The sequence below is a fragment of the Moritella sp. Urea-trap-13 genome, assembly GCF_002836355.1.
Lineage (GTDB): Bacteria > Pseudomonadota > Gammaproteobacteria > Enterobacterales > Moritellaceae > Moritella.
This window is the reverse complement of sequence record NZ_PJCA01000031.1, coordinates 113,850-139,861: the sequence shown is the minus strand read 5'-3', so window position 1 is coordinate 139,861 and position 26,012 is coordinate 113,850. Positions and strand designations below refer to the sequence as shown.

General features: G+C 40.8%; 19 protein-coding genes. 6 read left to right on the top strand and 13 right to left on the bottom strand.

Going from position 1 to position 26,012, the window contains the following annotated elements; translation table 11 throughout:
- The first annotated feature begins 116 nt into the window (after window positions 1-116).
- Complete coding sequence (locus CXF93_RS08680) at window positions 117-1,580, top strand: DUF3943 domain-containing protein (RefSeq protein ID WP_101062028.1); 1,464 nt, start codon at window positions 117-119, stop codon at window positions 1,578-1,580.
- An 11-nt stretch (window positions 1,581-1,591) separates the two neighbouring features.
- Here CXF93_RS08680 and CXF93_RS08675 read toward each other — a convergent pair whose 3' ends face one another.
- From CXF93_RS08675 to CXF93_RS08665, 3 genes are all read right to left on the bottom strand, one after another.
- The gene (locus CXF93_RS08675) at window positions 1,592-1,975 is read right to left on the bottom strand and encodes a two-component system response regulator (protein ID WP_101062027.1); all 384 of its coding nucleotides are present in this window, start codon (window positions 1,973-1,975) and stop codon (window positions 1,592-1,594) included.
- 71 nt (window positions 1,976-2,046) lie between these two features.
- On the bottom strand, window positions 2,047-5,634 hold the full coding sequence (locus CXF93_RS08670; protein WP_101062026.1) for an AAA-like domain-containing protein: 3,588 nt from the start codon (window positions 5,632-5,634) through the stop codon (window positions 2,047-2,049).
- Window positions 5,634-6,944 (bottom strand): AAA-like domain-containing protein, encoded by a 1,311-nt coding sequence (locus CXF93_RS08665; protein ID WP_101062025.1) that lies wholly within the window; start codon window positions 6,942-6,944, stop codon window positions 5,634-5,636. Before CXF93_RS08665 ends, CXF93_RS08670 begins: the two co-directional genes overlap by 1 nt.
- Before the next feature lie 168 nt (window positions 6,945-7,112).
- Here CXF93_RS08665 and CXF93_RS08660 point away from each other — a divergent pair, with 168 nt between their 5' ends.
- Window positions 7,113-11,663 (top strand): response regulator, encoded by a 4,551-nt coding sequence (locus CXF93_RS08660; protein ID WP_101062024.1) that lies wholly within the window; start codon window positions 7,113-7,115, stop codon window positions 11,661-11,663.
- Window positions 11,664-11,765: 102 nt separating this feature from the next.
- Here the strand turns inward: CXF93_RS08660 and CXF93_RS08655 are convergent, their stop codons facing one another.
- The 3 genes from CXF93_RS08655 to CXF93_RS08645 form a co-directional block, all read right to left on the bottom strand.
- The gene (locus tag CXF93_RS08655) at window positions 11,766-12,188 is read right to left on the bottom strand and encodes an MAPEG family protein (RefSeq protein ID WP_101062023.1); all 423 of its coding nucleotides are present in this window, start codon (window positions 12,186-12,188) and stop codon (window positions 11,766-11,768) included.
- A gap of 296 nt (window positions 12,189-12,484) precedes the next feature.
- On the bottom strand, window positions 12,485-12,871 hold the full coding sequence (grcA, locus tag CXF93_RS08650) for an autonomous glycyl radical cofactor GrcA (RefSeq protein WP_198551628.1): 387 nt from the start codon (window positions 12,869-12,871) through the stop codon (window positions 12,485-12,487).
- Between the two features lie 153 nt (window positions 12,872-13,024).
- Entirely contained in the window at window positions 13,025-13,582 is a 558-nt protein-coding gene (locus CXF93_RS08645) for an NAD/FAD-utilizing enzyme (RefSeq protein ID WP_101062021.1), read from the bottom strand.
- 328 nt (window positions 13,583-13,910) lie between these two features.
- On the opposite strand from CXF93_RS08645, the gene CXF93_RS08640 reads away from it, so the two are divergent.
- Window positions 13,911-14,672 carry an enoyl-CoA hydratase/isomerase family protein gene (locus CXF93_RS08640; protein ID WP_101062020.1) on the top strand — a complete coding sequence of 254 codons (762 nt, stop codon included), beginning with the start codon at window positions 13,911-13,913 and terminating at the stop codon, window positions 14,670-14,672.
- 39 nt (window positions 14,673-14,711) lie between these two features.
- On the opposite strand, the gene gcvA is transcribed toward CXF93_RS08640, so the two are convergent.
- Window positions 14,712-15,638, bottom strand: coding sequence for a transcriptional regulator GcvA (gcvA, locus tag CXF93_RS08635; protein ID WP_101062019.1), 927 nt, complete (start codon window positions 15,636-15,638; stop codon window positions 14,712-14,714).
- Between the two features lie 142 nt (window positions 15,639-15,780).
- Between gcvA and CXF93_RS08630 the strand changes: the two genes are divergently transcribed.
- Together CXF93_RS08630 and CXF93_RS08625 are read left to right on the top strand one after the other, a co-directional pair.
- A complete protein-coding gene (locus CXF93_RS08630) occupies window positions 15,781-16,458 on the top strand; it encodes a cupin domain-containing protein (RefSeq protein WP_101062018.1) in 678 nt (225 codons plus the stop codon).
- An 80-nt stretch (window positions 16,459-16,538) separates the two neighbouring features.
- Entirely contained in the window at window positions 16,539-17,660 is a 1,122-nt protein-coding gene (locus CXF93_RS08625; protein ID WP_101062017.1) for an FAD-dependent oxidoreductase, read from the top strand.
- Between the two features lie 90 nt (window positions 17,661-17,750).
- On the opposite strand, the gene CXF93_RS08620 is transcribed toward CXF93_RS08625, so the two are convergent.
- The 4 genes from CXF93_RS08620 to CXF93_RS08605 form a co-directional block, all read right to left on the bottom strand.
- Window positions 17,751-18,794: a serine hydrolase gene (locus CXF93_RS08620; RefSeq protein ID WP_157824433.1), complete on the bottom strand. Its 1,044-nt coding sequence runs from the start codon at window positions 18,792-18,794 to the stop codon at window positions 17,751-17,753.
- A 265-nt stretch (window positions 18,795-19,059) separates the two neighbouring features.
- A complete protein-coding gene (locus CXF93_RS08615) occupies window positions 19,060-20,367 on the bottom strand; it encodes an NCS2 family permease (protein ID WP_101062015.1) in 1,308 nt (435 codons plus the stop codon).
- 117 nt (window positions 20,368-20,484) lie between these two features.
- Window positions 20,485-21,618, bottom strand: a complete 1,134-nt coding sequence (locus tag CXF93_RS08610; RefSeq protein WP_101062014.1) for a hypothetical protein — start codon at window positions 21,616-21,618, stop codon at window positions 20,485-20,487.
- 137 nt (window positions 21,619-21,755) lie between these two features.
- A complete protein-coding gene (locus tag CXF93_RS08605) occupies window positions 21,756-22,676 on the bottom strand; it encodes a LysR family transcriptional regulator (protein ID WP_101062013.1) in 921 nt (306 codons plus the stop codon).
- A 97-nt stretch (window positions 22,677-22,773) separates the two neighbouring features.
- Here CXF93_RS08605 and CXF93_RS08600 point away from each other — a divergent pair, with 97 nt between their 5' ends.
- The gene (locus tag CXF93_RS08600) at window positions 22,774-23,670 is read left to right on the top strand and encodes a glycosyltransferase family 2 protein (protein WP_232784152.1); all 897 of its coding nucleotides are present in this window, start codon (window positions 22,774-22,776) and stop codon (window positions 23,668-23,670) included.
- A gap of 118 nt (window positions 23,671-23,788) precedes the next feature.
- Here CXF93_RS08600 and CXF93_RS08595 read toward each other — a convergent pair whose 3' ends face one another.
- Together CXF93_RS08595 and rfbD are read right to left on the bottom strand one after the other, a co-directional pair.
- Window positions 23,789-25,060 carry an SAF domain-containing protein gene (locus tag CXF93_RS08595; RefSeq protein WP_101062012.1) on the bottom strand — a complete coding sequence of 424 codons (1,272 nt, stop codon included), beginning with the start codon at window positions 25,058-25,060 and terminating at the stop codon, window positions 23,789-23,791.
- A gap of 23 nt (window positions 25,061-25,083) precedes the next feature.
- A complete protein-coding gene (gene rfbD / locus CXF93_RS08590) occupies window positions 25,084-25,992 on the bottom strand; it encodes a dTDP-4-dehydrorhamnose reductase (RefSeq protein WP_101062011.1) in 909 nt (302 codons plus the stop codon).
- Window positions 25,993-26,012: the final 20 nt, after the last annotated feature.

Below are 26,012 nucleotides of genomic sequence, written 5' to 3'. Positions count from 1 at the left end.
CCCCTGCCACCTTGTCAATAATGAATAAACACACATTCAAAAACAAAAAACACACATCAATGCTTATTAAATCCCTCTAGAATTAGCAACATAAAAACACTTTAGGGAAGAACAACATGAAATGTAACCGACTAAAATCCGCCATGCTTATAGCTATTATCCTCCTACCTATGCTTAGTTTTTCGCAAGATAAATACGATGAAAACACAGCAATTGATTCAATGGCGGATGATGCCAGTTGGTTTGTGCAGTCGGGCGCTTGGTTACCAGGCGTAATAAATACGACCATAGTCACCGAACAGGATGTACAACATTTGACTATTTACGCTGATGAAAAGGCAACGAACAGTGCTTGGGAAGAAGAACCACGAATGAAAAGCACTTACGATAATCCCTATCGTGTATCTCTTTTCTCACCTAAAAATGGTGAGGACAGTCAAAGGTTATGGTCTCAAACCAAGTCTATCGGTGCATATGGTTTAGGCGTAGCAGGCACCCTCGCCTTACTGCCTGAATCGGTTACACACTGGAAAAGTAATGGGGAACCGTTACATGAAAAATGGTGGGACAATGTACGCCAAGGGCCTGTATGGGACAGAGACCTTGCAGCAATTAACTATATTGGTCACCCGTATTTTGGCGGCGTGTATTACCAGTCTGCTCGTAAATCAGGTTATCGACAATGGGATGCATTTATGTACTCCACCTTGATGTCTACTTTCTATTGGGAGTATGGTGTTGAAGCCTTTGCTGAAACGCCGTCAATTCAAGATTTATTTGTAACGCCTATATTAGGCTGGGTATATGGGGAATGGGCGTACAACAAAGAACAAGAAATAAGATTAAGTGGCGGCACTGTTTGGGGGTCTTCAGCACTTGGCAACACAACGCTGTTTTTCCTCGACCCCGTCGACGGCCTTGGTAATGGGGTAAACCATCTCGCCGGAGCTCAAATATTTACCGCAGGTACTGGATTTATTGGTGTTGACGATGTTGCATTAGCCAACGGTGTATCTGAGCGTCACTACAAATTTCAAGTCCAATATGCAATAGGTGCGACATCAAGCTCATTGCAAAAGAAAACAAACTATTACTCTCATACTAACAACGATCCTGTTACTTATAGCATTGTCGGTATATCGGCAGGTATGAGTTATGTAGCACCATCAGAGTATTGGCAATTAGAGTCTGGTATGGGCGCTTCATTCTCACTTGGCTTGCACTTTTCACCCGCATTCTCAGGACACTTAACTTACACCCGAGCCGAGCTCACCGATACACAAAGCAGAGTCTCTACAACATACGAAAATTACAGCGTTAATGCGCTCTATTACTTTAATAGTGACACACCTTTAAGACCTTTCGTTACCGCTGGTATTGGTGAAAGCATGAAAGATATGGATCGTAAAAAGAAAGAGTTTCAGGTTAATTCAGGGCTAGGGTTACATTATCAAATCAACAGTAATTGGGCATTACAAGGCGACTGGCGTTACGCGATAGGCACGAGTTCAAGTACTAATGACCACGTGACGACAACTAAGCTTGTCTACCGTTTTGGTCAAGGCGAAAATCAAACCTGATGAGCAAACCGTCATTCACAGGCATGGTTATTAATACAATGGCGTATTCTGTTTTTTAACAACGTTGGGCTGATTGGCTTTAAAACAAAGTCATATGCCCCCAACGACAGGCCTTGTGCATAGTCTTGCTCACTATTAACACCTGTCACGAATATCACAGGAATATGCTGAGTTTCTTGGCACGATTTCAATTGTTTTAATACATCAAAACCGCTGATATCAGGCATAAACACGTCAAGTAATATGACAGCCGCGTCAGCGTGTTTTTTAGCTAAATCAATTGCCATGTTGCCCGTAATCGAAGCGATCACTGAGTAGTCATCTTTTAGCATTTGTACAATCATTTGTAGATTTTCGGCTTGGTCATCAATCGCGATTATTTTTATTTTCTTCATTACCTGTCTCTTATTGATTACAACGCTACAACCACCTGACTGGCTTAGGTTATAGGTCTTGGTGAATGGTCTTAGTCCGTTAACGTAGAGAGCCAATCACGACATAAAACTTTGACTTGTTCGGTATCAAAACAATTCATCGCGTCTTCAATAGCTACTGCTCTATTGTCTTCGGTCTCGACAAGCTTTTCACTTAAGTACATAGCTTCAGCATGATCTTCATCGATTGCAAAAAGCAACTCATGGAGTAACTTTTTGCATAACTCATTATACCTTTGGCTATTCATTTCAATGCTACTAGGTACTTGTTTCGTCTGTTCGTTAACCCTTGCCAAGATATTTTCACAAGTTATATGAAGGGTAGCATTAAAGGTTTTTAGCGTACTGTTATCGATCATACCAGTTGAATTGAGCTGCTGTTCAATATCACTCGCCTGTGCACTAAGCTGCACAGCACCTATGTTAGCGGAACTACCCTTGATACTATGAATAAACTGTTTCAGCGCTTTAATACTCTCGTATTGCATGCCAAATCCAGCGCTATATTGATGAGCAAATTGTTGCAGTATTTTCGTATATAAAACGGTATTGCCATTACAACGTACTAAGCCAGCGGGTATATCGATACCTGCAACAGCCATATTTGTGGCTTCGATAGTCATGTGTTCTGACGCGGTTGATGCCTGATTTAAACCATTTACAACACAGTCTTTCGGTGGCATATGCGGAGTATTTTCATGGGGTAACCACTGTCTCACCACGTTAACAAGCAAACTAGGTTCAACAGGTTTACCAATATAATCATTCATGCCTGCTAGCAGGTATTTCTTTTTGTCATCTAGCAGAGCGTGTGCGGTTAACGCAATAATAGGTAATGTATTAAGGTGTTGATATAACGGCTGCATGGCTAGTTTTTTAATTTCTTGTAAAGCTTGCTCACCACCCATCACTGGCATTTCAATATCCATGAGTACCAATTGATATGCTTTAGCTTTAATTGCGTTTAATGCCGCTAGACCATTATTCGCCACATCGACGTTTAGACCAATGCTGTGTAATAACTCGGTGACAATTTCTTGGTTAATCTCATCGTCATCCACAACAAGCACTGTCGCTGTTTGCTTATTTTTAACTGCTTGTGATTCGCTTTGAGAGTTTTGAATGAGCTGCTCAGGTTTATACAGTACCTTTAACGTCTGTGCTAAATGCCGAGCACTGCAAGGCAAGTTTAACCGCTGTTTATAACCTAAAACGCTCAGCCAGTGAGGATAACTATCACTGTGACGGAGTAAGGGAATGATCTGCAATTTCGGATGGATATGTAGCTGTTGTAATAATTCAGTTTGTGACTGTAGTTCAGCGGCACCAGCAATCAGTATATCAACATGAGTTAGCGTTTCGCAGGCTAACTCGGTTACCGAACAAACGGCAACATCGTGGCCTAATAACATTAACTGCTGCTTGATGGGCTGAATTAAAGGGCTATCTAGCAGCACTATTCTTTTAGGTTTAGACCGATATACATTTTTTATATTGTATTCTAGGTCTTGTGCTAGGACTGGCGAATCAAAGTCACATGAAAAATAAAAACAACAACCTTGTTGCGGAACACTCTTAATGTGCAGTTGCCCATGCATGATGTTTGCGAGCTTATGACAGAGTTTTAAACCAATACCCAAGGTTACCGATTGTGTAGATATACTATTAATTTCGCCTTCAAACGCGAATTCACCTATGCCCTCACCGCTGTCGCTCACCTCAAAGCCTAAGCTAAACTTTTGCCCCGCGTCATTGTTCAATGGTGCTGCATTAACAACGGGTTGCAATAACTTGATGGTTAAAGTAATGAGCCCGTGGCTGGTATATTTAATGGCATTAGTTAACAGGTTTGACAATAGTTGCGTTAATCGCAGTGGATCACCGATAACAGCAGGTAATAACACGGCAGGGTAATTCACCTGTAAAGTAAGGTTTTTATCTGCAATAGGTTGCGTGATAACCGTCACTAATTTATCAATAACATCATCAATATAAAAGGTTTCTTTGGTTAACACTAATTCATTTTTTTCGAGACGATCAATGTCGAGCATATCATTAACAATGCCATGCATATAATTGGCAACACGATTAATACGACTGACGGGGGTATTGCCATTTTGATTAAATTCTTGCTGTTGAGCAATATAACTGATGCCAAGAATACTATTTAAGTGGGTTCTTACTTCATGACTCACCCGCGCTAAAAATTCACTTTTAGCTTTATTGGCATTCTCTGCTTCGCGCTTTGCCTGTTCAACGGCTTGTAATGCCAGTTTAAGTGCCGTTTGCGCTGTTTTTCTTTGCTCTATTTCAGATTGTAATTGTTGATTCCAAACATGTACTTCTTGGCTGACTTTATCTTGGCTTGCAGAAAGGAATTGATAATCGACCTCAGATAAATGTTTGTCTTTACTCCATGTTTTCGCCGCCTCTAACGCGACACTTGGCAATAACCACTGCTCATCTGTTTGGTTCGACTGTTGCCAAAGACGCAATTTATGGCCATAGGGCCGGCTGTGGTCCAATTGCTTTTGTAACCATGTAGGATTAAAAATAGTTTGGTAAATTTGCGTTCGTGCACAGACTTTATTTCCGACATTGGCGACAAGTCCAGTGAGGTAAAGACGGTTAAAGCCATTAAGCGCTTTAACATCGACTTCACCTTCAGGCGCGGTCAGTATTTGCATCAATGTCGTTAAGTGCTGTACGCTGTTTGTTTCATCAAGCAATAATCTGTCACGAATAGTTTTTAAATGCTCAGGGTTATCATTACTTTCCCAGTTATCAATGATATTGACATGTACGAGTTCATCGACCCACAGCTGTTCATCTATGACGTTCCGATTTGGCGATTCCCGCGTCAGTAGCTGGCATATTTTTTGGGTTAGAAAAGGCTGACCATTACTCCAAAACAAAATACGCTGTAATATCTTTTTACTATCAAGATGCGTTGCAATCAGGCCTGCAGTAAAAGGAAGTGCCTCTTTATAATTAAACCCTTCTAATGCTATCGCTTTACCAATATTAAAAGGTGAACGCTTATTATCACAAATAAGATCTGAAGGCAGTGCGACACCAAAAAAAGCAAAGGTAAGGTGATTAAAACGTTTGTCATCAGCCCGCTTATTATAGAAGGCTCGGAGTAAAGAGAAAAAATCATCCGCAGCAAACGGTAAGCTAAGTATGCTGTCAATTTCGTCAAAGAAAATAGCAATTTTTTGTTCTGGGTATTGCAGCAATAATTGTTCTTCAATAAACAATGATAATTTTTGTGCGGGTGATAAATCACCTAGCGCTTGCCACCACTCAAACATCGCTCTGCCGCTGGCTAAACCAAAACCTCGCCATAATTCAGAAACAATGCCCGCGTACCATTGTTGCAGCGTAATGTTCACGCTACCAATACGACTTAAATCGATAAAACAACAAAGCACGCCATCTGCTTGCAAACGTTTTTTTACATTCAGTAATAAAGAGGACTTGCCCATTTGCCGCGAATTAAAGACATAACATAATTCGCCATCGTGGAGACTTTGATAAAGCTCATTATCTGCTGCACGTTCAACATAAATAGCGGTGTCAGCCGAAACAGTCCCCCCGACTTGATAGGCAGTGGTCATTATAAGTTGCCTCTTAAAAAATCAACCATCAGCTGACTGATTGCCACAGCCTGATCGTTTTTAATTTTAACCAGCCCCATTCGCTCAAGTAAATAGAGCTCAATACGGGTTAATGGCTGTTTGTCTAAGAACTTATTAAAAGCCTTTATCGCATTATCGTTATTGAGCATATCCAACAAAATCTGCTGTAAAAAATCACTAAATAAGCCATCCGGTTTACCCGCGGTGTCTAGCAGAGTCTTTAACGCTGATGATGGACTTTCAATGAAATCAAATTTTGTGGCGAGTTCATACAATGCCAATTGCACTAAATACGGATGACCACCCAATTTTTGTAATAACAGGGTGATGGGACTATTAGCCGTACCATCATGCGCGAAATTAAAACCATAAACACGGGTTAATTGTTCGAGTTGCTCACCTGTAAAAGGAGCAAGTTCTATCGGTAAACCGACGTTAAAAGGAGACAGGTTTATATCTAGCTGTACATAAATTTCGGTAGAGTAAATAAGTACTTGGCGTATCTTCGTCATCACCTGATTATGTTTTGACTCTTCATGCCACGAACGTAATAACGGTAAAAAATCACGGCTGACGTCATCAAAATCAAAAATGATATTGAGTTCGTTAAAAACCAATATAATCGGTTTTGATTGTTGCGTTAAAATATATTGCTGTAGATAGGTCGTGCAGCTTAACTTACTGCCGATAAGCTCATTCCAATAGTCATCAATCACCGAATCAATTCCAAGTTGACTGGTGATCTGAAAGCAAATCCAGCGCAGTAATGCGTCTAAATTACTCAGTGTACTGCGATCAGCCAATTGAAAATCGATAATGACTTTTTGATAATCTTCTACATCTGCTTGATCTAATACCCTTAACATCAACGAACTTTTGCCCATTTTCCTCGGACCTTTGATGCGAACAATACTGCCAGGGCGTTTTATTTCTTGATAAGCCAGCGCTTCTTCTTGGCTACGCTCAATATAAAATGGAGAACTAAAGGCCAATGCAGCACCAGGGTATTCAGGTGTGTCACAGTTTAACTTTCCTTCAGTGATAAGCATATCTTCAAGTAGAGGACGAAAATTACGCTTAGTAACCGAGCACGCTAGTGCTTTAGAGAGTTCTTTCCATAACTCCGAACCAGCTTTTCTCACATAGTCATGATCGTAACCAGTCTCCTCACCTATCACGTTATAGCCTTTACCCAGCCACGAAAGTCTGAAAACTTCGATTTTAATCAATGATAACGCTGATGGAGATAACTTACGTTGCAATATGTCTTTGGCTTCTTGATGATTCATTTATTTTCCAAAAAATAGCATACATAGAGTGAATAAAGTTCATTAATGGCAAAGAACGATATAATTCTTTATTGAACCTTGTCTAATAAGTTTATACCATGAAGCTATTAGGAAATGATTGATTAATTGATTATTTTTATCCAAATTAACTATTTAAGGTGTTATAGAATGCATTTTTTTTCCCCTATTCTGACCTTACGCCAACTGGTGAAATTGTTTGCAGTCCTCTCCATGCTGTTAGGCATCACTGTCATTTACGGTTGGTTAAGCCATAGCATCTCCCTCATTCAAATAAGTGCTGCTTTTGTGCCAATGCAATTTAATACCGCATTAGGTTTTTTATTGGTGGGCATTGGGTTATTTTTTCGCACAGGTAATATCACACGAATAACAGGGGCATTGACCTTGCTGTTAGGCTTGTTGACGCTATGCCAATACATTTTTGGTTTTGAATTAGCCATTGACCAATTGTTTATGGCTCATTACATCGACCATAGCGCTTCTCATCCCGGTCGTATGGCCCCGAACACCGCGCTATGCTTTATGCTATGCGGTATTATTCTGTTGGTTAACGCTATATCAACAAGCAATAACGGTAAGCAGGCTATTGTTGGTAATTTAGGTGCTGTGGTCACGTCACTTGCGATCGTGGCTTTAGGCGGTTATTTAACTGGGATAGAAACGGCCTACGGCTGGGGCGCGCTCACCCAAATGGCGTTGCATACTTCTATTGGTTTTATGTTACTCGGTATCGGTTTTATCGTACTGGCGCTACATCAAACACAACAAAGCCCGAGTTCCTCATTACATTGGCTGCCTTGGGCCGTTGCAATTACCGGTTTAACACTGACCATAGCAAGCTGGCAAGCCGTTGAGAGTTATGAAGGTTTGATTTCAAATACGCTGGGAAATGAAATTTCATTTTTGGCATCTGAAAGCTTAATGCTCATAGGCTTGTTAGCCACATTATTTTTGACACTATTAACCAAAAACACAACGCTAGATTCATCGAGTAATCAGCAACAACTGAGTGATTATAGAGTACCTTGGATCGTCGCTATTCTTGGTATTGCGTTATCATTTACGTTATTACAAATCATGCATGTAAACTTTAAAGCTAAAGTGAAATTAAACTTTGATGCGGCAGTATTAGATTACGGTAAATCACTCAAACTCAGTGTCAGTCCCTATATCGATGCATTACATGATATTCAAACCGCTCACACCGCATCAGAAAATATAACCCGCACAGAGTTTCAACAGCTAACATTAAGAGATACCCAACAACTGCCAGGTCTTATTTCATTAGAATGGGCACCAGCTACCTATCATCAAGATAGAGAAACCTTGGAAATAAAAGCATCTCAATCTTTAGACTTGCCTTTTAGCGTATCAGAGCTAAATAACGAAGGTGACTTAGTTATCTCAGCAAAGCGCGATGTCTATTATCCATTAGTGTATGTAGAGCCCTTCTCGAAGAATAAAAACACCTTAGGCTATGACATAGCATCGACCAGTACTCGCAGAGAAATACTCAAAGAAGCGGTTGATAACAATCAAATAAAAGCAACTGGTCGATTGAAGTTAATCCAGCCGAATGGCCAAGTCTTTAGTGTGGCACTTAATTTACCTATCTACAAAAAAGGTTTCCCCATTGAAAACGCGGCTCAAAGACAAGCGGCATTAAAAGGCTTTGCCATTGCAGTTATTGACGTTGGCCAATTTATTGAACATGTACTCAAGCAAAATGAAATTCGCTCCGGTATCAGTTTAAAGTTTGAAGACAGTAGCGCAGAAAAATCCGGCGAAGTGTTATACCACTATAAACCCTTCTCTAAAAAATTAACCTCCGACGAGCTCGACTTAACAGAAACGTCTGAGTTCAAATTTGCGGATCGTACTTGGCGTATTCTAGCCATCGCATCTGATAGTAAAGCGTATCCGACTTGGTCATGGAGCACTGCAATACTGCCCTTCTTTATTATAATTTTGGTGTTATTACTGTCCTTATATTTAAGGAAATCGGTACAAGGTAACCAAGAACGCGCCATATTATTAGAAGAAGTAAATCGTCAAAAACTGCATTTTAGTGCCTTAGTGGATACTATCCCAGGGACAGTGTATTCACACTTACTCGATGACAATAAAACCCTGAAATATGTCAGTGACGAGGTATTTAATTTAACTGGTTATCATCCTGAAGAGCTAATAAATAATCAACAGTTTAGCTTTAATAATTTCACCCACCCTGATGATGTTACCAGCACTTCAATCGCTGTAGAACAAGCCATTGTTGAACATAGTGATTATAAAATTGAGTTTCGAGTCGTACATAAAAATGGTGATATTCGCTGGGTAATGGCGCGAGGAAAAGCCATTTACAATAGCACTGGTGATCCAGAGATCATTCATGGTACAGCATTAGATATAACCGCAAGAAAGCACTTAGAAAACGAACTTATAGCAGAAAAATTAAATGCCGAAAAAGCGACCTCGGCAAAAAGTGAGTTTTTAGCGAATATGTCACACGAGATCCGTACGCCGATCAATTCCATCATGGGTATGTCTTATCTGGCGCTTAAAACGGCTCTAAATCCTAAACAGAAAAGCTATATAGAAAAAGTACATCGTTCAGCAGAGTCTTTACTGGGTATCATTAATGATATTTTAGATTTTTCCAAAATTGAAGCGGGAAAGTTGACGTTAGAAACCGTGGAATTTGAACTCGGTAATGTGCTTGAAGATTTAGCCAATGTTGTTGGTTTAAAAGCTGAAGAAAAAGGCATTGAGTTATTATTTGACGTAGATCCTGACGTACCGAATCTGTTAGTAGGCGATCCACTGCGTTTAAGCCAGATACTCATAAACCTTACAAATAATGCCATTAAATTCACAGAACAAGGTGAGGTTATTGTGACGATTAAAGGCCTTAAACAATGGGATGGTCTAATACAAGTCGCTTTTGCCATCAAAGATACTGGCATCGGTATATCCAAGTCGCAACAAGCCAAGTTATTTCAATCCTTTAATCAAGCGGATTCATCAACCACCCGTAAACATGGTGGTACCGGGTTAGGTCTGGCTATTTCTAAGCAATTGACTAAATTGATGGGTGGAGACATTAGCGTCACGTCTACTTTAGGGCAAGGATCCTGCTTTACCTTTGATAGTCAATTTGCTCTAGTCAGTGATGTTGCCTTACCTTCATATAAGCAAGAAACAAGCTTGGGTGCACTTAAAGTATTGGTCGTTGATGATAACGACGCTGCCAGAGAGATATTAAGCTCAATATTATTAAGTTTTGGCTTTGAAGTCGATAGTTGTAAAAGCAGTTCAACAGCAATACTAAATGTTGAACAAGCAAAAAAATCAAAGCCATACCAACTTGTGGTGATGGATTGGAAAATGCCTGATATGGATGGTATTGAAACCACCAGGCAGATCCAATCTTCGCCAGATAAAACTCAACTGCCGGTGTGCATCATGGTCACAGCACACGGCAAAGATGACGCAACAAAAGCGGCTGAAGGTCTAGATATTAAGAGCTTTTTAACCAAGCCAATCACACCATCGACATTATTTGACAGTATTATGCAGTCAATGGGTCAAAGCGTCTTGGTTCCAAATAGGCAGAATAAACTAAAGCAAGAAAACGCCGAATGGCAACAACAACTACAAGGCGCTAAAATTTTATTAGTTGAAGATAACAAGCTCAATCAAGAATTAGCCCTTGAGTTATTAGCAATGAATAATATTACCGCAGATATTGCTGAGAATGGTCAGCAAGCCATTGACATGATCCATAGTAATCATTACGACGGCGTTTTGATGGATTGTCAAATGCCGGTAATGGACGGTTATACCGCAACAGAAAAACTAAGGTCTGAGCTAAAATATAAAGACCTACCTATTCTTGCCATGACCGCAAATGCCATGGTTGGTGACCGTGAAAAAGCACTATCGTCAGGTATGAATGAGCACATCGCCAAGCCAATCGTACCAGAGCTCATGTTCAAAGCCATGGCGCGCTGGATTAACCCCGTGAAAAGATATAAATCCGATGACAGTGGTGATGTTTCAGAGGCCCAAAATTACGCCGAAGAAAATCAACCAACGTTAGCGAACTTACCTCACTTAAGTGAAGCAATAAATGTTAATCAAGGATTAATGCATTGCCATGGCAATCAGGATTTATATAAAAAATTACTGTTAAACTTCACTTATAGCCAAGCTGACTTCTACCAGGAGTTTATCAATTCCAGTATAAATAACGCTAATGCGCAAAGACTTTATTCACACAGCCTAAAAGGTAATGCCGGCAGCCTTGGTTTAACAAAAGTGTATCAAGGAGCCAATAATTTAGAGCTGGCCTGTATAGCGAATGCCAGCATCGACACTCTAGCAGACCTAGCAATGATTGTAAGTGACTCGATTAAAACAGTTATCTCTCAAATAAGTAAGCAACAAGTTATAACGCCTAAATCAAAAGCCGAGCAGCTTGAGATGAATCAACAACAAATAAATGCGCTGTTACACGATTTACAACAAGCTATTGTTGACTACGACAGTAACGCTTTATCACTGATAAAACAGTTACAGCAAGTGAAAGGCCTACAGTCGTTAAAAAGTCAGCTAACGGCTTTAGCGCTAACGCTCGACAGCTTCGATTTCAATAAAGCTGAACAACTGTTAGCTAATATTATGCAGGACTTATCTTAAGTTATATCACGACGCTATATCGTGAGCGTTTTTAAATACAGCATAATACAAATAAAAATAGCCGCATTTATTGCAGCTATTTTTATTTGCTCAAGATGTTTACTAGATATTCATCATGATATGCACCGACGTTTGAATTAACAACAGTAGCATTGCCACTAAAGACAGCGCAAACGCACGTAAACGATATGGAATATAGTTAGTACCGACATGCACATAAGCATGGATATATCTGAATACCACATACGCGGCCGACAACGCAATCGCAAAGCTATTCACTGCGCCAACCAACAGCGTAATAATGCATAAGGCATAAAACACCAAAGGAGATTCAAACTGGTTATCTAAGTTATTAGACACTTGAACGACGTCTTCTGGCCAAGCTTTGTTATTTAACGCGGTTTTATTAAAATCGACAGCCTTCGCCTTAATCGCTTTTGATTTACGCATTATCAACAAAATATACAGTGATATAACTAACAGCATATGCCCAAGTAGTGGATATAAAATCCCTATTCCATCCATTATGGTCTTCCCTTTGGTATATAAAATATGATTGTTCTATTAATTAGACATTAATTAGAGAACAAATAGATATAAAGTAAAAACCAGGCAATGGGAAATGATTAATCACAATTGAATTAAATAATGCAGGAAAGAGTGACAGGGTTAAAGAAATAGAAAGGCGGTGAAATAAAAAAGCCCCAGTTAAAACAGAGGCTTTAGGGACGTAATGAATCAATACTGTTAACCTATACGGCTAAGTAATACAACTAAGCAATACAATTAAACGGGTCTTTAAACTACGTCATAAAACAGCATTACATTGTTTTAGAGAATGTACGGCTGATAACATCTTGTTGCTGCTCAGATGTTAATGAGTTAAAACGCACAGCATAACCCGATACACGGATTGTTAACTGTGGGTAAGCACTCGGGTTTTTAATTGCATCTTCAAGTGTTTCACGTGTTAATACGTTCACGTTTAGATGTTGGCCACCTTCAATTTTAGCTGGCTCTTCAATTGCAATGTCACGCGACTCAAAGTCACCAAGTTCAGCTAAGCTAACAACTGCATCTTGCGCAATGAAATCATCAACAGTACCAATACATCTTGCTTGTTCTGCACTTTCATCAATGAGCCAAATTGAATTATTTAGACGCTGATCGTCAGCTTTAGTGATTTGAATACCTTTTAATTTACTCATTGTCTTACCTTCTTGTTGTATGGTTAAGGCCACCATACAACAAGAAACCTTAATAATACAAGGGTTAACATGAAATAAATTAATACTTTATGGGTAGTTTGAATTTATGTGTATATTAGGTTAAAAATGCGTTAACCCACGGACTTAACACTGTTAAAAAACACGTTTACTGACATGATGAAGAGCATCTTGACAGCTAACAACCCAGTGCGGTACAGCTGCCCCACAGCCTGCCGATTTAACTCGCGGGTGGGTTTTCATTATCATTCTAAAATTATGTTCTTGTACTGGGTCAACATCGACAAATAAGATGTGCTTGCCTTTTTTCAGTAACGCTTGAAATCGAGCAAAGCGTGAATTTGGTTTTTTGAAACCTAAAAAGCCACCTTCCCCAGTACAAAAAATAAAGCTGCACAATGCGATTAATATAAATATTTCCCAGCCAATGGCCGCTGTATGCCACCCTGAAAAGTAAGGTACTATTAATGTAATCAGTGCAATAAAGCCACCAATAACGGCGCCGAGACCAAGTCCTTGAAGCACGTTTTGTTTAAATACAGGCTCGACGTTATTCAATTTATATTCGGAAATACTGACATTATCTAAGCTTAATACGTGTATTTGAGGTTCAGTAAACCCCTCTTCTTCAAGTTCCTTTTCAACTAAAACCAACTCGTTTAGGTCATCCGCTATGTAATAGTGTCTTAACATATTATTCACCACCTAATACATCTGCAATAAATACCATAAAAAGGCATAAGCTTGCTAAACCTTAGTTCGCTTATTGCTATAAGTGAAGTACATAAGAGGAAATAATGCATTACGCTGTGTATATTGTATATACGTAATTGACTGAGTATAGTTGTGATCTAAGGTATAAATAGACAACATAATTAACGCCTTAGTTCACAAAATAAAACATCATTTAAGTCATAAAAAATACACGTGATTCATGTTACAAACCTGAAATTACAATTATGCTAAATTAAAACTTTAATGGATATTATATAAATCCCCACCTCACTTTAAGGTTTAGAACATGGATGATTTTATTACCTCAGTTGTGCAAGAGCATATTTTAACCCTGACCATCAATCGTCCTAAGGCGCGTAATGCCTTAAACCAAGAAATGTATTTATTACTCGCTCAAGGATTAGAGCACGCGCAACAAGATGAATTAATTCGCGTCGTATTAATCAAAGGCAGCAATGATATTTTTTGTGCCGGTAATGACATGCAAGATTTTCAAGCTATGTCAGAAGGTAAGCCAGATCAACATGGCGCTCGGTTTATGCGCGCCTTAATTAATTGTGATAAACCCATCGTAGCTGCCGTTAATGGCCCTGCAATCGGCATTGGTACGACCTTATTACAATTCGTCGACTTCCTATACCTATCATCTACAGCTATGTTCCAAACCCCTTTCATCGCCATGGGATTATGTCCAGAACTTGGTTCAAGTGAGTTACTCGCTCAGCATATTGGTATTCGTAAAGCCAAATCAATGTTACTTGCTGGCGAACGCATGTTAGCAGATGAAGCGGTGACACTTGGTTTTGCTAATGAGGTATGTAAATCTGCGGATGATACTGCGACAGCAAAGGCAGAGACTCTTGCTAAACTAGCGCCAATAGCCATGCGCACCAGTAAAGCGATGCTAATGAAAACATCTCGTCCTAACCTATTGGCGTTAATCGAATATGAAAATAAAAACCTCGCCTATTTAGTCACCCAACCAGAATCTCGTGAAGCTGTTAATGCTTTCATGGAAAAACGCCAACCGGACTTTAGTTTATATTGATAGAGCTTGTATTAATCAAGCTTGTATTGCTAGAGCTTATTAACAAGGCTGACTGGCAACCGTTTCTAATAACCACACCTTAAAGGCCTGTACTTTTTCTAACGAATCATGTTCAGGCCGCCAAACAATGTAATACGCTAACTCAGTGCTGCTATCAAGTGCTGGGAATGGCTTCACTAAACGCCCACAGGCAAGATCATCTTTCACCAATACACTACGGCCTAATGCAACGCCCTGCCCAGCCACAGCCGCCTGTATCACTGATGCCGAGTTATTAATTTTCAAGCCTTTATTGGTGTCTACGTTATCAACGTTATGTGCTGCTAACCAACTCGCCCAAGTCGTAAAACCCGAGCTTACTGGCATAGAATGATCATGTAATAATGGATAATCCGCTAAATCTGTTGGTATCGCTAATCCCTGGTTAGTCAGATCGGGCGAGCACACCGGAAAGATATCCTCATCCATCAGCAATGCTTGTGATAACCCAGGCCAATTACCTTTGCCATAACGCACGCCGATATCAATGTCTTCGGCAAAGTAATCAACAGAGCGTGAGTTGGTATTTAAACGCAGATCATAATCGGGGTGTTTAAATTGAAAATCATCAATGTGCATTAATAACCATTTCGCCGCAAACGCAGGGCTGACCGACACGGTAATGGTATTGTTGATAATCGGTTGTTGTAATAACGCTAGCCCTTGAGATATGTGCTCTAAGCCGATACTAATTTCCGGCAACGCTACTTTAGCCTGCGCCGTTAATGTAAGGCGTGAAGAGCCACTGCTCGCACGAATAAATAAGCTCACCTCGAGCCATTGTTCTAATAATCGTACTTGCTGGCCAATTGCCGCAGGCGTGACATTCAGCTCTTTTGCCGCCAAAGAAAAACTAAGGTGCCTTGCTGATGCTTCAAAAGCACGCACTGCATTTAAATGGGCTATATTATTCGTTTTTGATGTCATCTCGCTTCAACTAACCACTAAAGAAAAACTATACTGACAGTATAGAAGTAGTGCTTTGTCATATGCAAAGAATAACCCCATAATTAATGCATAAAGTAAGTGAATATAATTTCCCCCTATAACATGACTGTGGAATAACGATATGAACATTAATAGCGATCTAACCCAAGCTGCCAAGGTTTTCTTTAATGAATCAACTTGGGTTCCCTCTCCATTAAAAGGTGTATCACGTAAAATGTTAGAGCGTGATGGTGAAGAGTTTGCAGCAACACCAACAACACCAACAACACTGGTGGTTTATGACGCTGACAGCTATTTCACTAATCATATACATACTGGCGGCGAAGAATTTTTGGTATTAGCAGGTGTATTTGCCGACGAACACGGTGCCTATCCTGTCGGTACTTATAAGCGTAACCCCGTCGGTACTGAGCACGCGCCAATTGTCAAAGACGGCTGCATGATCATTGTTAAACTCGGTCAGTTCCAAGAGGGTGACGATCAAGATGTGACGATTAATACCGCCAGCCAAGCCTTTATCCAAGATGAACGCCGCGCGGCTGTACAATACCAAGCACTGCATGCTTTCAAACAAGAAACAGTACGCTTAGAACGTTGGGCGCGTGACTCACATGTTACTTTGGAAAACACTGGCGGTATTGAAGTGCTGGTTGTTGATGGTGAGTTAAATCATCAGGGTGATGTTTACAACAAATATGACTGGTTACGCCTACCGATTGGTGAAGCGCTAGATATCACTACAGGTGCTGACGACTGTACCGTTTGGATCAAAACGGGTCATCACACTTACCGTTTATAAAAGGTCGGTTATCGCGATTGATTTACAACAAACCGTTTATTAACGGCTGCTTTGATACTTAAAATCTGGATACTTAAAATATGAAAACTGAATTTGTTATTGTTGGCGGCGGATTAAGCGGTTTATATACGGCTTACTTATTAGAACAACAAGGTAAAGACTATATTTTACTCGAAGGTCGTCATAGACTTGGCGGGCGCATTTATACCGAAGACCAGTTTGATATGGGCCCATCGTGGTTTTGGCCTGAACTGCACCCGCGTATTACTCAGTTGATTGATAATCTACATTTACCAGTATTCCCACAGCATGATAAAGGCGCGTTCTTGTTTGATAAATACGAGAACAAAGCCCCGCTACGATATGAATCAGGTTATGCCGGGTCACCACAATCAATGCGTGTTGCAGGTGGTATGCAAACGGTTGTTGATGGGGTTATGAGCAAACTTTCAAGTGAGCATATTATCTGTAATGCAAAAGTCTCCCGCGTAGAAAATAATGCTGAGAAACAAGATAGTTATTCTATCGTTACAGCTGAAATATCCGGTGAACAACAAACAATACAAGCACGTCAGGTTATCTTTGCGATGCCACTGCGCTTACTTGCAAGCAGCATTAAATTTACACCTGCCTTACCGATTAAAGTGCATAAAAAGTTTGCAGCGACAGCGACATGGATGGCCGCGCATGCCAAGTTTTTTGCTGTTTACGATACCCCATTCTGGCGTGAAACAGGTTTGTCCGGCTCAGCCAGCAGCCAAGTAGGTCCGCTAGCAGAAATACACGATGCCAGTACGATTGATGCTGCTATTGATGCCACGAATAACGCGCCTACCAGTGGCAATGGTGCGCTATTTGGCTTTGTCGGGATTGATGCCTATTCCCGTCAATCGGCAGGTAATGAATTAATCAAATCGTTAGCGGTAAAACAGCTTGTACGGATTTATGGTGAACAAGCGGCAAAGCCAATTGATGTGAAGTTAGTGGACTGGAGTCAAGAAACACTGACAGCGACGGATGCCGATAAAAATGCACCGAATGCCCATCCACATTATGGATTACGTGATATTCAGTCAGCGTTAACATCAGTTAATCAACAAGGTTGGTTCTTTGCAGGAACAGAATCCGCAGAAGAAAATGGCGGTTATATCGAAGGTGCGTTAGAGGCAGCTGAAGCGGTAATCGCACAAGTAAAAATTTAAAGTCTTAAGCTTTAATTTTTAACCTTGAACCTGTTTACACTGACTTTCACTGTAAACAGGCTTATTCATCACGGCTACTGATTATCAGAACTAGTTATTATCAATAGCGGTTTTTAATAACTGCTTTCTCAGCTGATCATGATAATAAAATACCCGCGTCATATCTTTTGGATACCAAGATATATTTTCAAGTAAAACCATACTGGTATCTGATTCTGGATAATAACTTAGCGTTGAAATATAGCCCAGCACATAGCCACTGTGACTCCATTCTTGCACCGTACCACTACCTGATAACTGCAGGCCAAAACCATATCCGAGATCTCCCCAACGGTGCTTTCTTGTCGCTGCTTTCGATACCATTTGCAAGTGTGACTTAGCTGATAACAAATCACTATTATGTAAACACTGATTCCATGCAACCAAATCTTCGGCGGTAGAAATAATGCCAGCACTCGGCGTGAAACGAGCAGGTAAGTCTTTAGTCATCGCCACTAGTTCACCAACAGACTTTTCATGATAGCGCACTGCATTATCGGTATTACTTGATGCGTTCGTATTGTCCATACCACAGCGTTTAAACATCTCAGAGGCTAACAATTGATAATCTTTACCTGATGTCTTAACGACTATTTCACCTAATAGGTTATAACCGGTATTTGAATAAGCGAATACTTCACCTGGGATTGTTTTAAGTGGTTTATCGATAGCGATAATACCAGACAAGTGATTAAGCAATTGTCTAACAGTAATAACTGTATCCCACTTACCATTTAAGTATTCAAGATATTGAGTGATGGGGGCATCAAGATTAATTCTGCCTTGGTCAACCTCTCGCAGCACTAACGCCGCCGTCATTTGCTTGCTTAATGACGCAATGACAAATGGCGTTTGTAATATAAATTCCGCAGCGTCCAAGCCATCTACCACAGACTGGGATGCAGATGTATAGCTAAACGTAATGTCATTACCTTTTGCAATAACAGCAACGCCACTAAATGCTCTTGGTGCATCTGCATTGGTAAATATTGATTCTAGAACAGCCACATCATTTACAGCAGCAAGACTTATCATTGGCAACGTCATAGCCAAGCTATACACCAGACGACAGGCAAATACGTTCATTTTTATCATTTTATAAGTCCGTCTATAAAGTTGTGGGAGTATCATCTTGCGCAATAGCAAGTCGGTATGCAATATTCATCAGATCTACATTTTGATGTTTTAGAAGACGTTAATTTAATAACTAAAAAACGAAGGTTACCTATAAGTGATTAATATAACAAGTGTATTTTATTTCAATGCAGAAACAAAAAAGCCAACACAAACCTAAGTCTGTGTTAGCTTTTAATCACTCTAAATTAATAACCATGTTATCAACTTATCGTCACACTAAGTATTAGTGGCTAGCGACTACCGAGAAGTAGTAAATCATCGCTAGCGCAATAGCATACACCGACCAATGGTCTTCTTTCATGCGACCAGTAACGATCTTAAGGAAAGCATAAACAACCATGGCAGCAGCGATACCGTTACCTGAATTAAAGCTAAAGATAGTCATAGCAACACAGATAAAGGCTGGGAAGTATTCAGTAATATCGTCGTAGTTCACTTTCTTCATTGACGACATCATCGAGAAACCAATGTAGATAAGCACAGGTGCAGTGGCTACAGTTGGGATCATTGTCGCTAATGGCGATAAGAACAAGGTAAACAAGAACAAGATAGCTGTCACCACGGCTGTAAAACCAGTACGACCGCCCGCTTCAACACCCGCCGAACTTTCTAGATATGTCGTCAGTACTGGACATGAGAAGAATGAACCGAATGTCGTGGCACATGAATCAACATGGAAGTTCTTTTCGATACCAGGTAGGTTACCGTTTTTATCTAAATAACCCGCTTGTGAACCCACACCCAGCAACGTACCTAACGTCGAGAAGAAATCAGGAATAAAGAAAGCTAATAAGAAAGGTAAATATTTTGGGTCTAGTGCACCTAAAATATCAATTTCAAACAACATACCTTCCATACTCCCCGGCATAGCAAACAATGATTCTGGTACTTTAGCGAGACCAAACGGAATACTAATCGCCGTCGTAATCAAGATAGCTAAGATGATACCGCCACGGGTTTTCTGCGCGACAAAGAACATCACCAAGAAGAAACCAACCATCGACATCAGCGCTTTTGCAGACGATAAGTCACCTAAGTTAAGTACATTCTTCGATGGGTTAGCAATTACAATACCCGCTTGTTTCAAGCCCAGTAAGGCAATGAACAAACCAATACCCACGCCAACAGATACCTTGATGCTGTGCGGTATAACCCGAACAATAAAGTCACGAATACCTAAAAATGATACCGCCATAAAGATCGCACCACTGATAAACACAATACCCGAGGCGATGCTTAATGGCACGCCGTCACCTAACAAGGTAAACGAGAAGATAGCCACACTGCCTAAACCAGGACCAAGCACAAATGGACGGTTAGTATAAAAGGCCATTGCCAAGGTCGTCAGCACTGTCATCACAATCGTTACCGTCATCGCAGCAGAGAAAGGCAAGCCACCTTTACTCAACATGCCCGGTACCACAGCAATCAGATAAGCCATCGTTGCAAATGTTGTAAAACCAGCAATTACCTCAGTCCTTAAGTCCGTATTGTTCTTTTCGAACTCAAAGAACTCCTTTATTTTATTCATTACCGATTTCCTTTCCAATTAAGGTTTTATGCAAGATGTAAAAGTGTTTTATATGATCGTTACTATTACTCGTAGAACGTTACTATTGGTCGTAGAAAGTTGTAGTTATAGGTATAGTTAAGCTTTATTAACGTAAATCTTGTGCTTTGAAACTGGGTGGCGACGATACTCAATTAAGTGTTGCGGTGCTATCTCTGGTTCTTGATCAATTTGAGCGCGGAGTAAGTCAAACTCAGTGGTCCATTGTGAGACCAATTGCTTTTTAAGCTTTTTCGGTAACCAACTCGCACCTAGGCTGTTAAGCATAAAATGTTTCAAACTTTCGATATCAAAGCCAAAGTCTTCCACCATTACGCGGTAGCAATTAGTACTATCCGTCGCATGCATGTGCCAATCATCGGTACACGGTATGATATTGAGCCCGGCTTTGGCCATCGCTCTGATCGGGTGTTTAACTTGCCACTCAGCATGTTCAGGCCATTGGCTTAAGAAATAGGTGTTCGATGGCACCACTGTAAATGGGATACCTTGCTCAGCATATTGCGCGGTTAGTTTAGGGTTATCGATAATGCTGTAGCCGTGATCAATACGATCAACTTCCACCAGCTCAATACCAGCAACCACATTACGCCAATGTAAGCCAAACTCAGAACAGTGCGCGGTGAGCTTATAACCATTGTCTTGTGCTAAACGATAAGCTTGCCAGAACAGTTCTACCGAGGCGTTATGCTCTTTATAATCAATACCAATACCCAGTACATAAGGATGTGGGTGTTGTAACATCATCTCAACCATTTCTACAGCAAGTTCAGGAGACTTTTCACGATTGATAGAAGGAATAAGGCGAATAGTGATATTAAATTGCAGTAAAGATTTTTCGATGCCTCGAACGAGGGCTTGGTTCACATCGTCATAAGAGAGATGGGTATCTGAAGGGTTCCAGAAGGTTTCTATATAACGTACACCACAGGCGTGAGCGTCTTCTGCAACTTCCAAGAGTACGCGTTCGTAATCTTCGGCTTCTTGCATCAATTCATACAGGAAGGTTAACGCCGCAATACCGCCTTTGGTAGAACCGGTTTCAGCTTTATAAGCGCGGTAATAACTTTTGGCTTCGAGTTCCGATAATGGATAATCGTACTTTTTCGCAAAGGCCAGCATGGTTTCTAAGCGTACACCGCCAAGTAAATGATAATGTAAGTCGGCTTTAGGGAACTGACTTAAAAACTGATAAAATGATATTTTACTCACAACGGCCTTCTACGCAAAGTAACTAAGCCGTGAGTATCGCTGATTTAGACGCAAGAAAGAAATGCAAAAAATGGTATGGCAATGCAAAAACAGCATCACCAAAATGCAGGATCCATTACCGACACCTTGTCATCTTATTAAGCAGTATAAAACGCCTGCGCGATTTGCCAGTCTTCATCGGTTTTATCTCGCAGAGTACGCCAGAACTGCTCGGCCTCTACCGACAATCGTGCTCGATTACGATATAAGCGCACCTGAAAAGGAATACGGTAAACCTCAGGGTTAATCGGCACTAATTTACCCGCGCTTAACTCATCTTTAATCAAGCAATCAGGTAGCCATGCAATGCCCTTACCTCTTAATGCCATCTCTTTGTGTAACTGACATACCGATGATTCAAACACCGGGTGACAATTAAACGTCGGCTGTTGCATCTGCCCACTGCTAATAAGACGTGCGCTATAGCTTTCAGCAGAATAACGTAAATACGGCACCGACTCTTCACCCAGCTGATACATAGGCAAACCCACATCATCCGCCTTAGTCACCAGCAAAAAATCACCGCCACCTAAAAATAAGTTTTGGTACGGCGGCTGTAATAAGGATAAAATATCAAACGCGAACAGAAAGTCACACTCGCCATTGGCTAATGCTTTAACCGCTAAATCAACTCGTAAAATATCGACACTATAAGTCAAAGATTGTGGTGATTCAGCAATATCCATCAGTTCGATTAACGTCGGCGAAGAAAGGGAATGTGGTGAAGCAATACGCAAAGGATCAAGGATGGGCTGATCAATGCCATTGATTTGATCTAAGCCTTGGTTAAGCTGTTTCAACAAACTCTGTGCCAAGCTGCGAAATTGTTTACCTGCGGGCGTAAAACGGATCGGTTGTGAACTGCGATCAACCAACTGCTTGCCAACAGCCGCCTCAAGGGCTTTAATATGTCGCCCAAAAGCAGGTTGGGTAATATGCCTCAATTGCGCCGCTTTCGAGAAGTTGCGAGTTTCATTGAGGGTTAGAAAATCCTCCAACCATTTACTGTCAAAACTCATTATACAACGCCTCGCTAAATCGAAGCGCTATTGTAGCGAACCTCACCTTACATCACTACAATTATTACAAAGCCATCATTTTTAGGTGAAGACAGAAATGCTGATATCTATTTGTATGTGTACATACCAAAGAGATCATGTCGTCAATACACTCCAAAGTATTGCGGGATTACGCCTACCTGATTACGTCAATCTCGAAGTTATTGTGGTTGATAACGACGAACAAGGTTATGCCGAAAAGCTCGTCAAAGAGCAGGCAAAGCGTATGGATATACCGGTTCATTATCATCAAAAAATCGCCAAGAATATAGCCCTCGCGCGTAACTGCTCACTTAATAATACCCAAGGCGAATGGGTGGCATTTATTGACGATGATGAAGTTGCCGACCCTGATTGGTTAGCACAACTGCTATCAACCGCACAGACTTATCAAGCCGATGCTGTTTTCGGTCGTGTTAAATCAACCTACCCGAGTCATACGCCACAGTGGATCATTGAATCCGGCGTATTTGAGCGACCAGCGGTAACGAACGGCCAAGAAGTTACCAGTGGTGCGACGAATTCAACCTTAGTAAACCAAGCAGCAATTAACAAATACCAACTTAAGTTTGATGCCAACTATGGCTTAACTGGGGGGGAAGATGCTGACTTCTTTTATCGGTTATATCAGCATGGCGGTAAATTAGTGTGTTCGACGGAAGCGTTTGTCAGTGAAGAAGTGGCGAGTAACCGGTTAAACATCAATTACCTGTTGAGAAGAGCTAGACGCATTGGCGAAACGTATACTCGTTATCGTATGCAACAAGCACCGTTAGTAAATAAGTTCGCTTACTTTAGTGATCTATTATTAAAACTGATTGTATTGCTGTTTATCGTGTTAATTAAATTACCTTTTGGTCAATCTAAATACGCCAAACCGTTATTACAATTAGTTGATAAATATGGCAAGATAAAAGCCTTATTCAGTACAGACACAGTCAAACTATACAGTTAACGCGTGCTATTATTTATAAAAAAATATGTTACTACACATCAAAAAGCACGTCGTTATTAATCAAAAGCGAGTCACTGATAACAGTGACTCGCTTTTTGTAAAGCCTAGCCTAGCTTAATTAACCTAAGCTGGTGCGTTTAATCAGTGCTGATTCTAAGCGCTGCTTTTCCAGTACCATATCGCTAAATCGTTGTCGTAACTGACAACCGTCTTTATGACCTAATATCTCAACTTGATGGAACAAGATCGGCTCTCCCTTATTCACATCAACCAGTAATGTCGCCCCCGTCGCTAACCCTAGAGGTAGAGCATGATCGTTGACAGAGTGTTCCGCACTGGTCATCTCGCCATAATAATCATAACCACCAATACAATCGAGATTATCGCCTTTTTTTAAATCTCGCTTGGCACGAGTAATCACATCAGATACTGGCGCGCCCATTGGACGTACCACAGATTGATGCTCAACAACATTGACGTATAAACCGTACAGGGCTTCAATACCCGGCATATGATACGGTAAATACAGCAGGTAGTTGGGACCATCACCCATTTTATAATATGAAAGCGAGTCTAATATCTCCGGTTTATCAGTGGAAATAACCGCAAATACCCCACCACTGGGTTCAACCCCACAGACAACTTCAATCACGCCGGTTTGATTCAAAATACCGCCGTCTTCTTTTAACTTCAATAAACCAACAATATCTTCGAGTGTACCTTTGGCTAAATGCATGCCAGGTACATCGGCAACTAAGCCCGTTGCATTAGACACAATAGTCATTTCCATCGACATTTTCGAACCATCCGCAAAGGACGAAATCATAGTTGGTTTCTGGCCCGACTTTTCAGCCCAAGGTAATACCGTATCGGGGTTAGCAAAAGAATCATGAAAACCTTTAAATTTACCCACTGCCACAATCCCAAAACCCAATACATCCGCATAGTTATACAGATGCTTGATTAAACCCGGTTCATCGCCCCACATATTACTGTAGATTAGATCTTTTTCGCGAAATAACTCAGCAAGTACAGGACCAACAAGCGCATCCGTTTCCGCGCTAACCACAAAATGTTTATTAGCCGCTAGCGTAGCAAGTGCCAGCTCGCAACCAAACTCCGTGTCTCCCGTCAATTCAACCACAATATCAGCGTCACTGTTGCAAAACTCTTCAACGCTGTCAGCAATAATAGATAAGGGTAAGTTAGCATCTTTCAGCAAGGCTATAATTGGCGCTCGCGTTTTGGAGTAAATCGAAACAACATCAATAAAATCCAACAGCGTGATCTGTTGTATCAAGCCCTTACTGATATAACCAGCGCCCGCGATGGCCACTTTGATATTGCCATGTTCTATTTTATACGCATCTAATAAATTTCTATTAATCATTGATTTTCCCCAGCAGCAAGCAGTTATGCCATTGTTATTGCGATTACATGGCGTAACTTACGCCGCCAATCCAAAGGTCTAAAGATCGGTGAAATTTTATGACAGTTTAAAATGCCATTCTTAGGCCTTATGGCAATTGAAGCATACTCTTCAGTTGTCACCCCTGTTAAATTTCGGCCCTGCTCACCGGGTTGGTATTTATCTAATTCGTCAAAAATAGCGTAAGCAAAATCGAGCCAACTTACCCCGCTATCACCACTGCTATTTCCACAACCACTATCACCACAAAAGTTATAATCACCAAATTGATATCGACCGGTTTCAGCTTGGTGATCCTTGGTGATATCAACGACTAAATTTGCTAAATCACCTGCATAAGTTGGGCAACCAAATTGATCGTTAACAATGCGAATCGGCGCATCTTTGCGGCTAAGTGACAACATTGTAGTGACAAAATTTCGCCCATATTCACTAAAAACCCAAGATGTGCGAATAATGATGTAATGGCTCAGACAGGCCTTTATATATTGCTCACCTTGCAGTTTCGTGCGCCCGTATACATTCAAGGGGGCTGGCGTATCTGTTTCGACATAAGTACTATGATTGCGACCATTAAAAATATACTCAGTCGAAAAGTGAATTAATAACGAGCCTAGTTTATGACACTGTATTGCCAATAAATAAGGTCCATAAGCATTAACATATTCCGCCGCTGCCACGTCATGTTCAGCCCTATCCACGTCGGTATAACCCGCTGCGTTAATCACCACATCAGGCTTAAATGCCTTAAACACTGCGGCAACTTGTTCGTCATTGGTGATGTCCAATGTATCTATATCAGTAAATAAGACATCCCAGCCTTGATGTTCAATGCGATCTTTTATCGCTTGGCCTATCTGCCCTTTCAGCCCTGTCACTAATAGTCGATACATAAAGGCCGCCATTGCTCAGA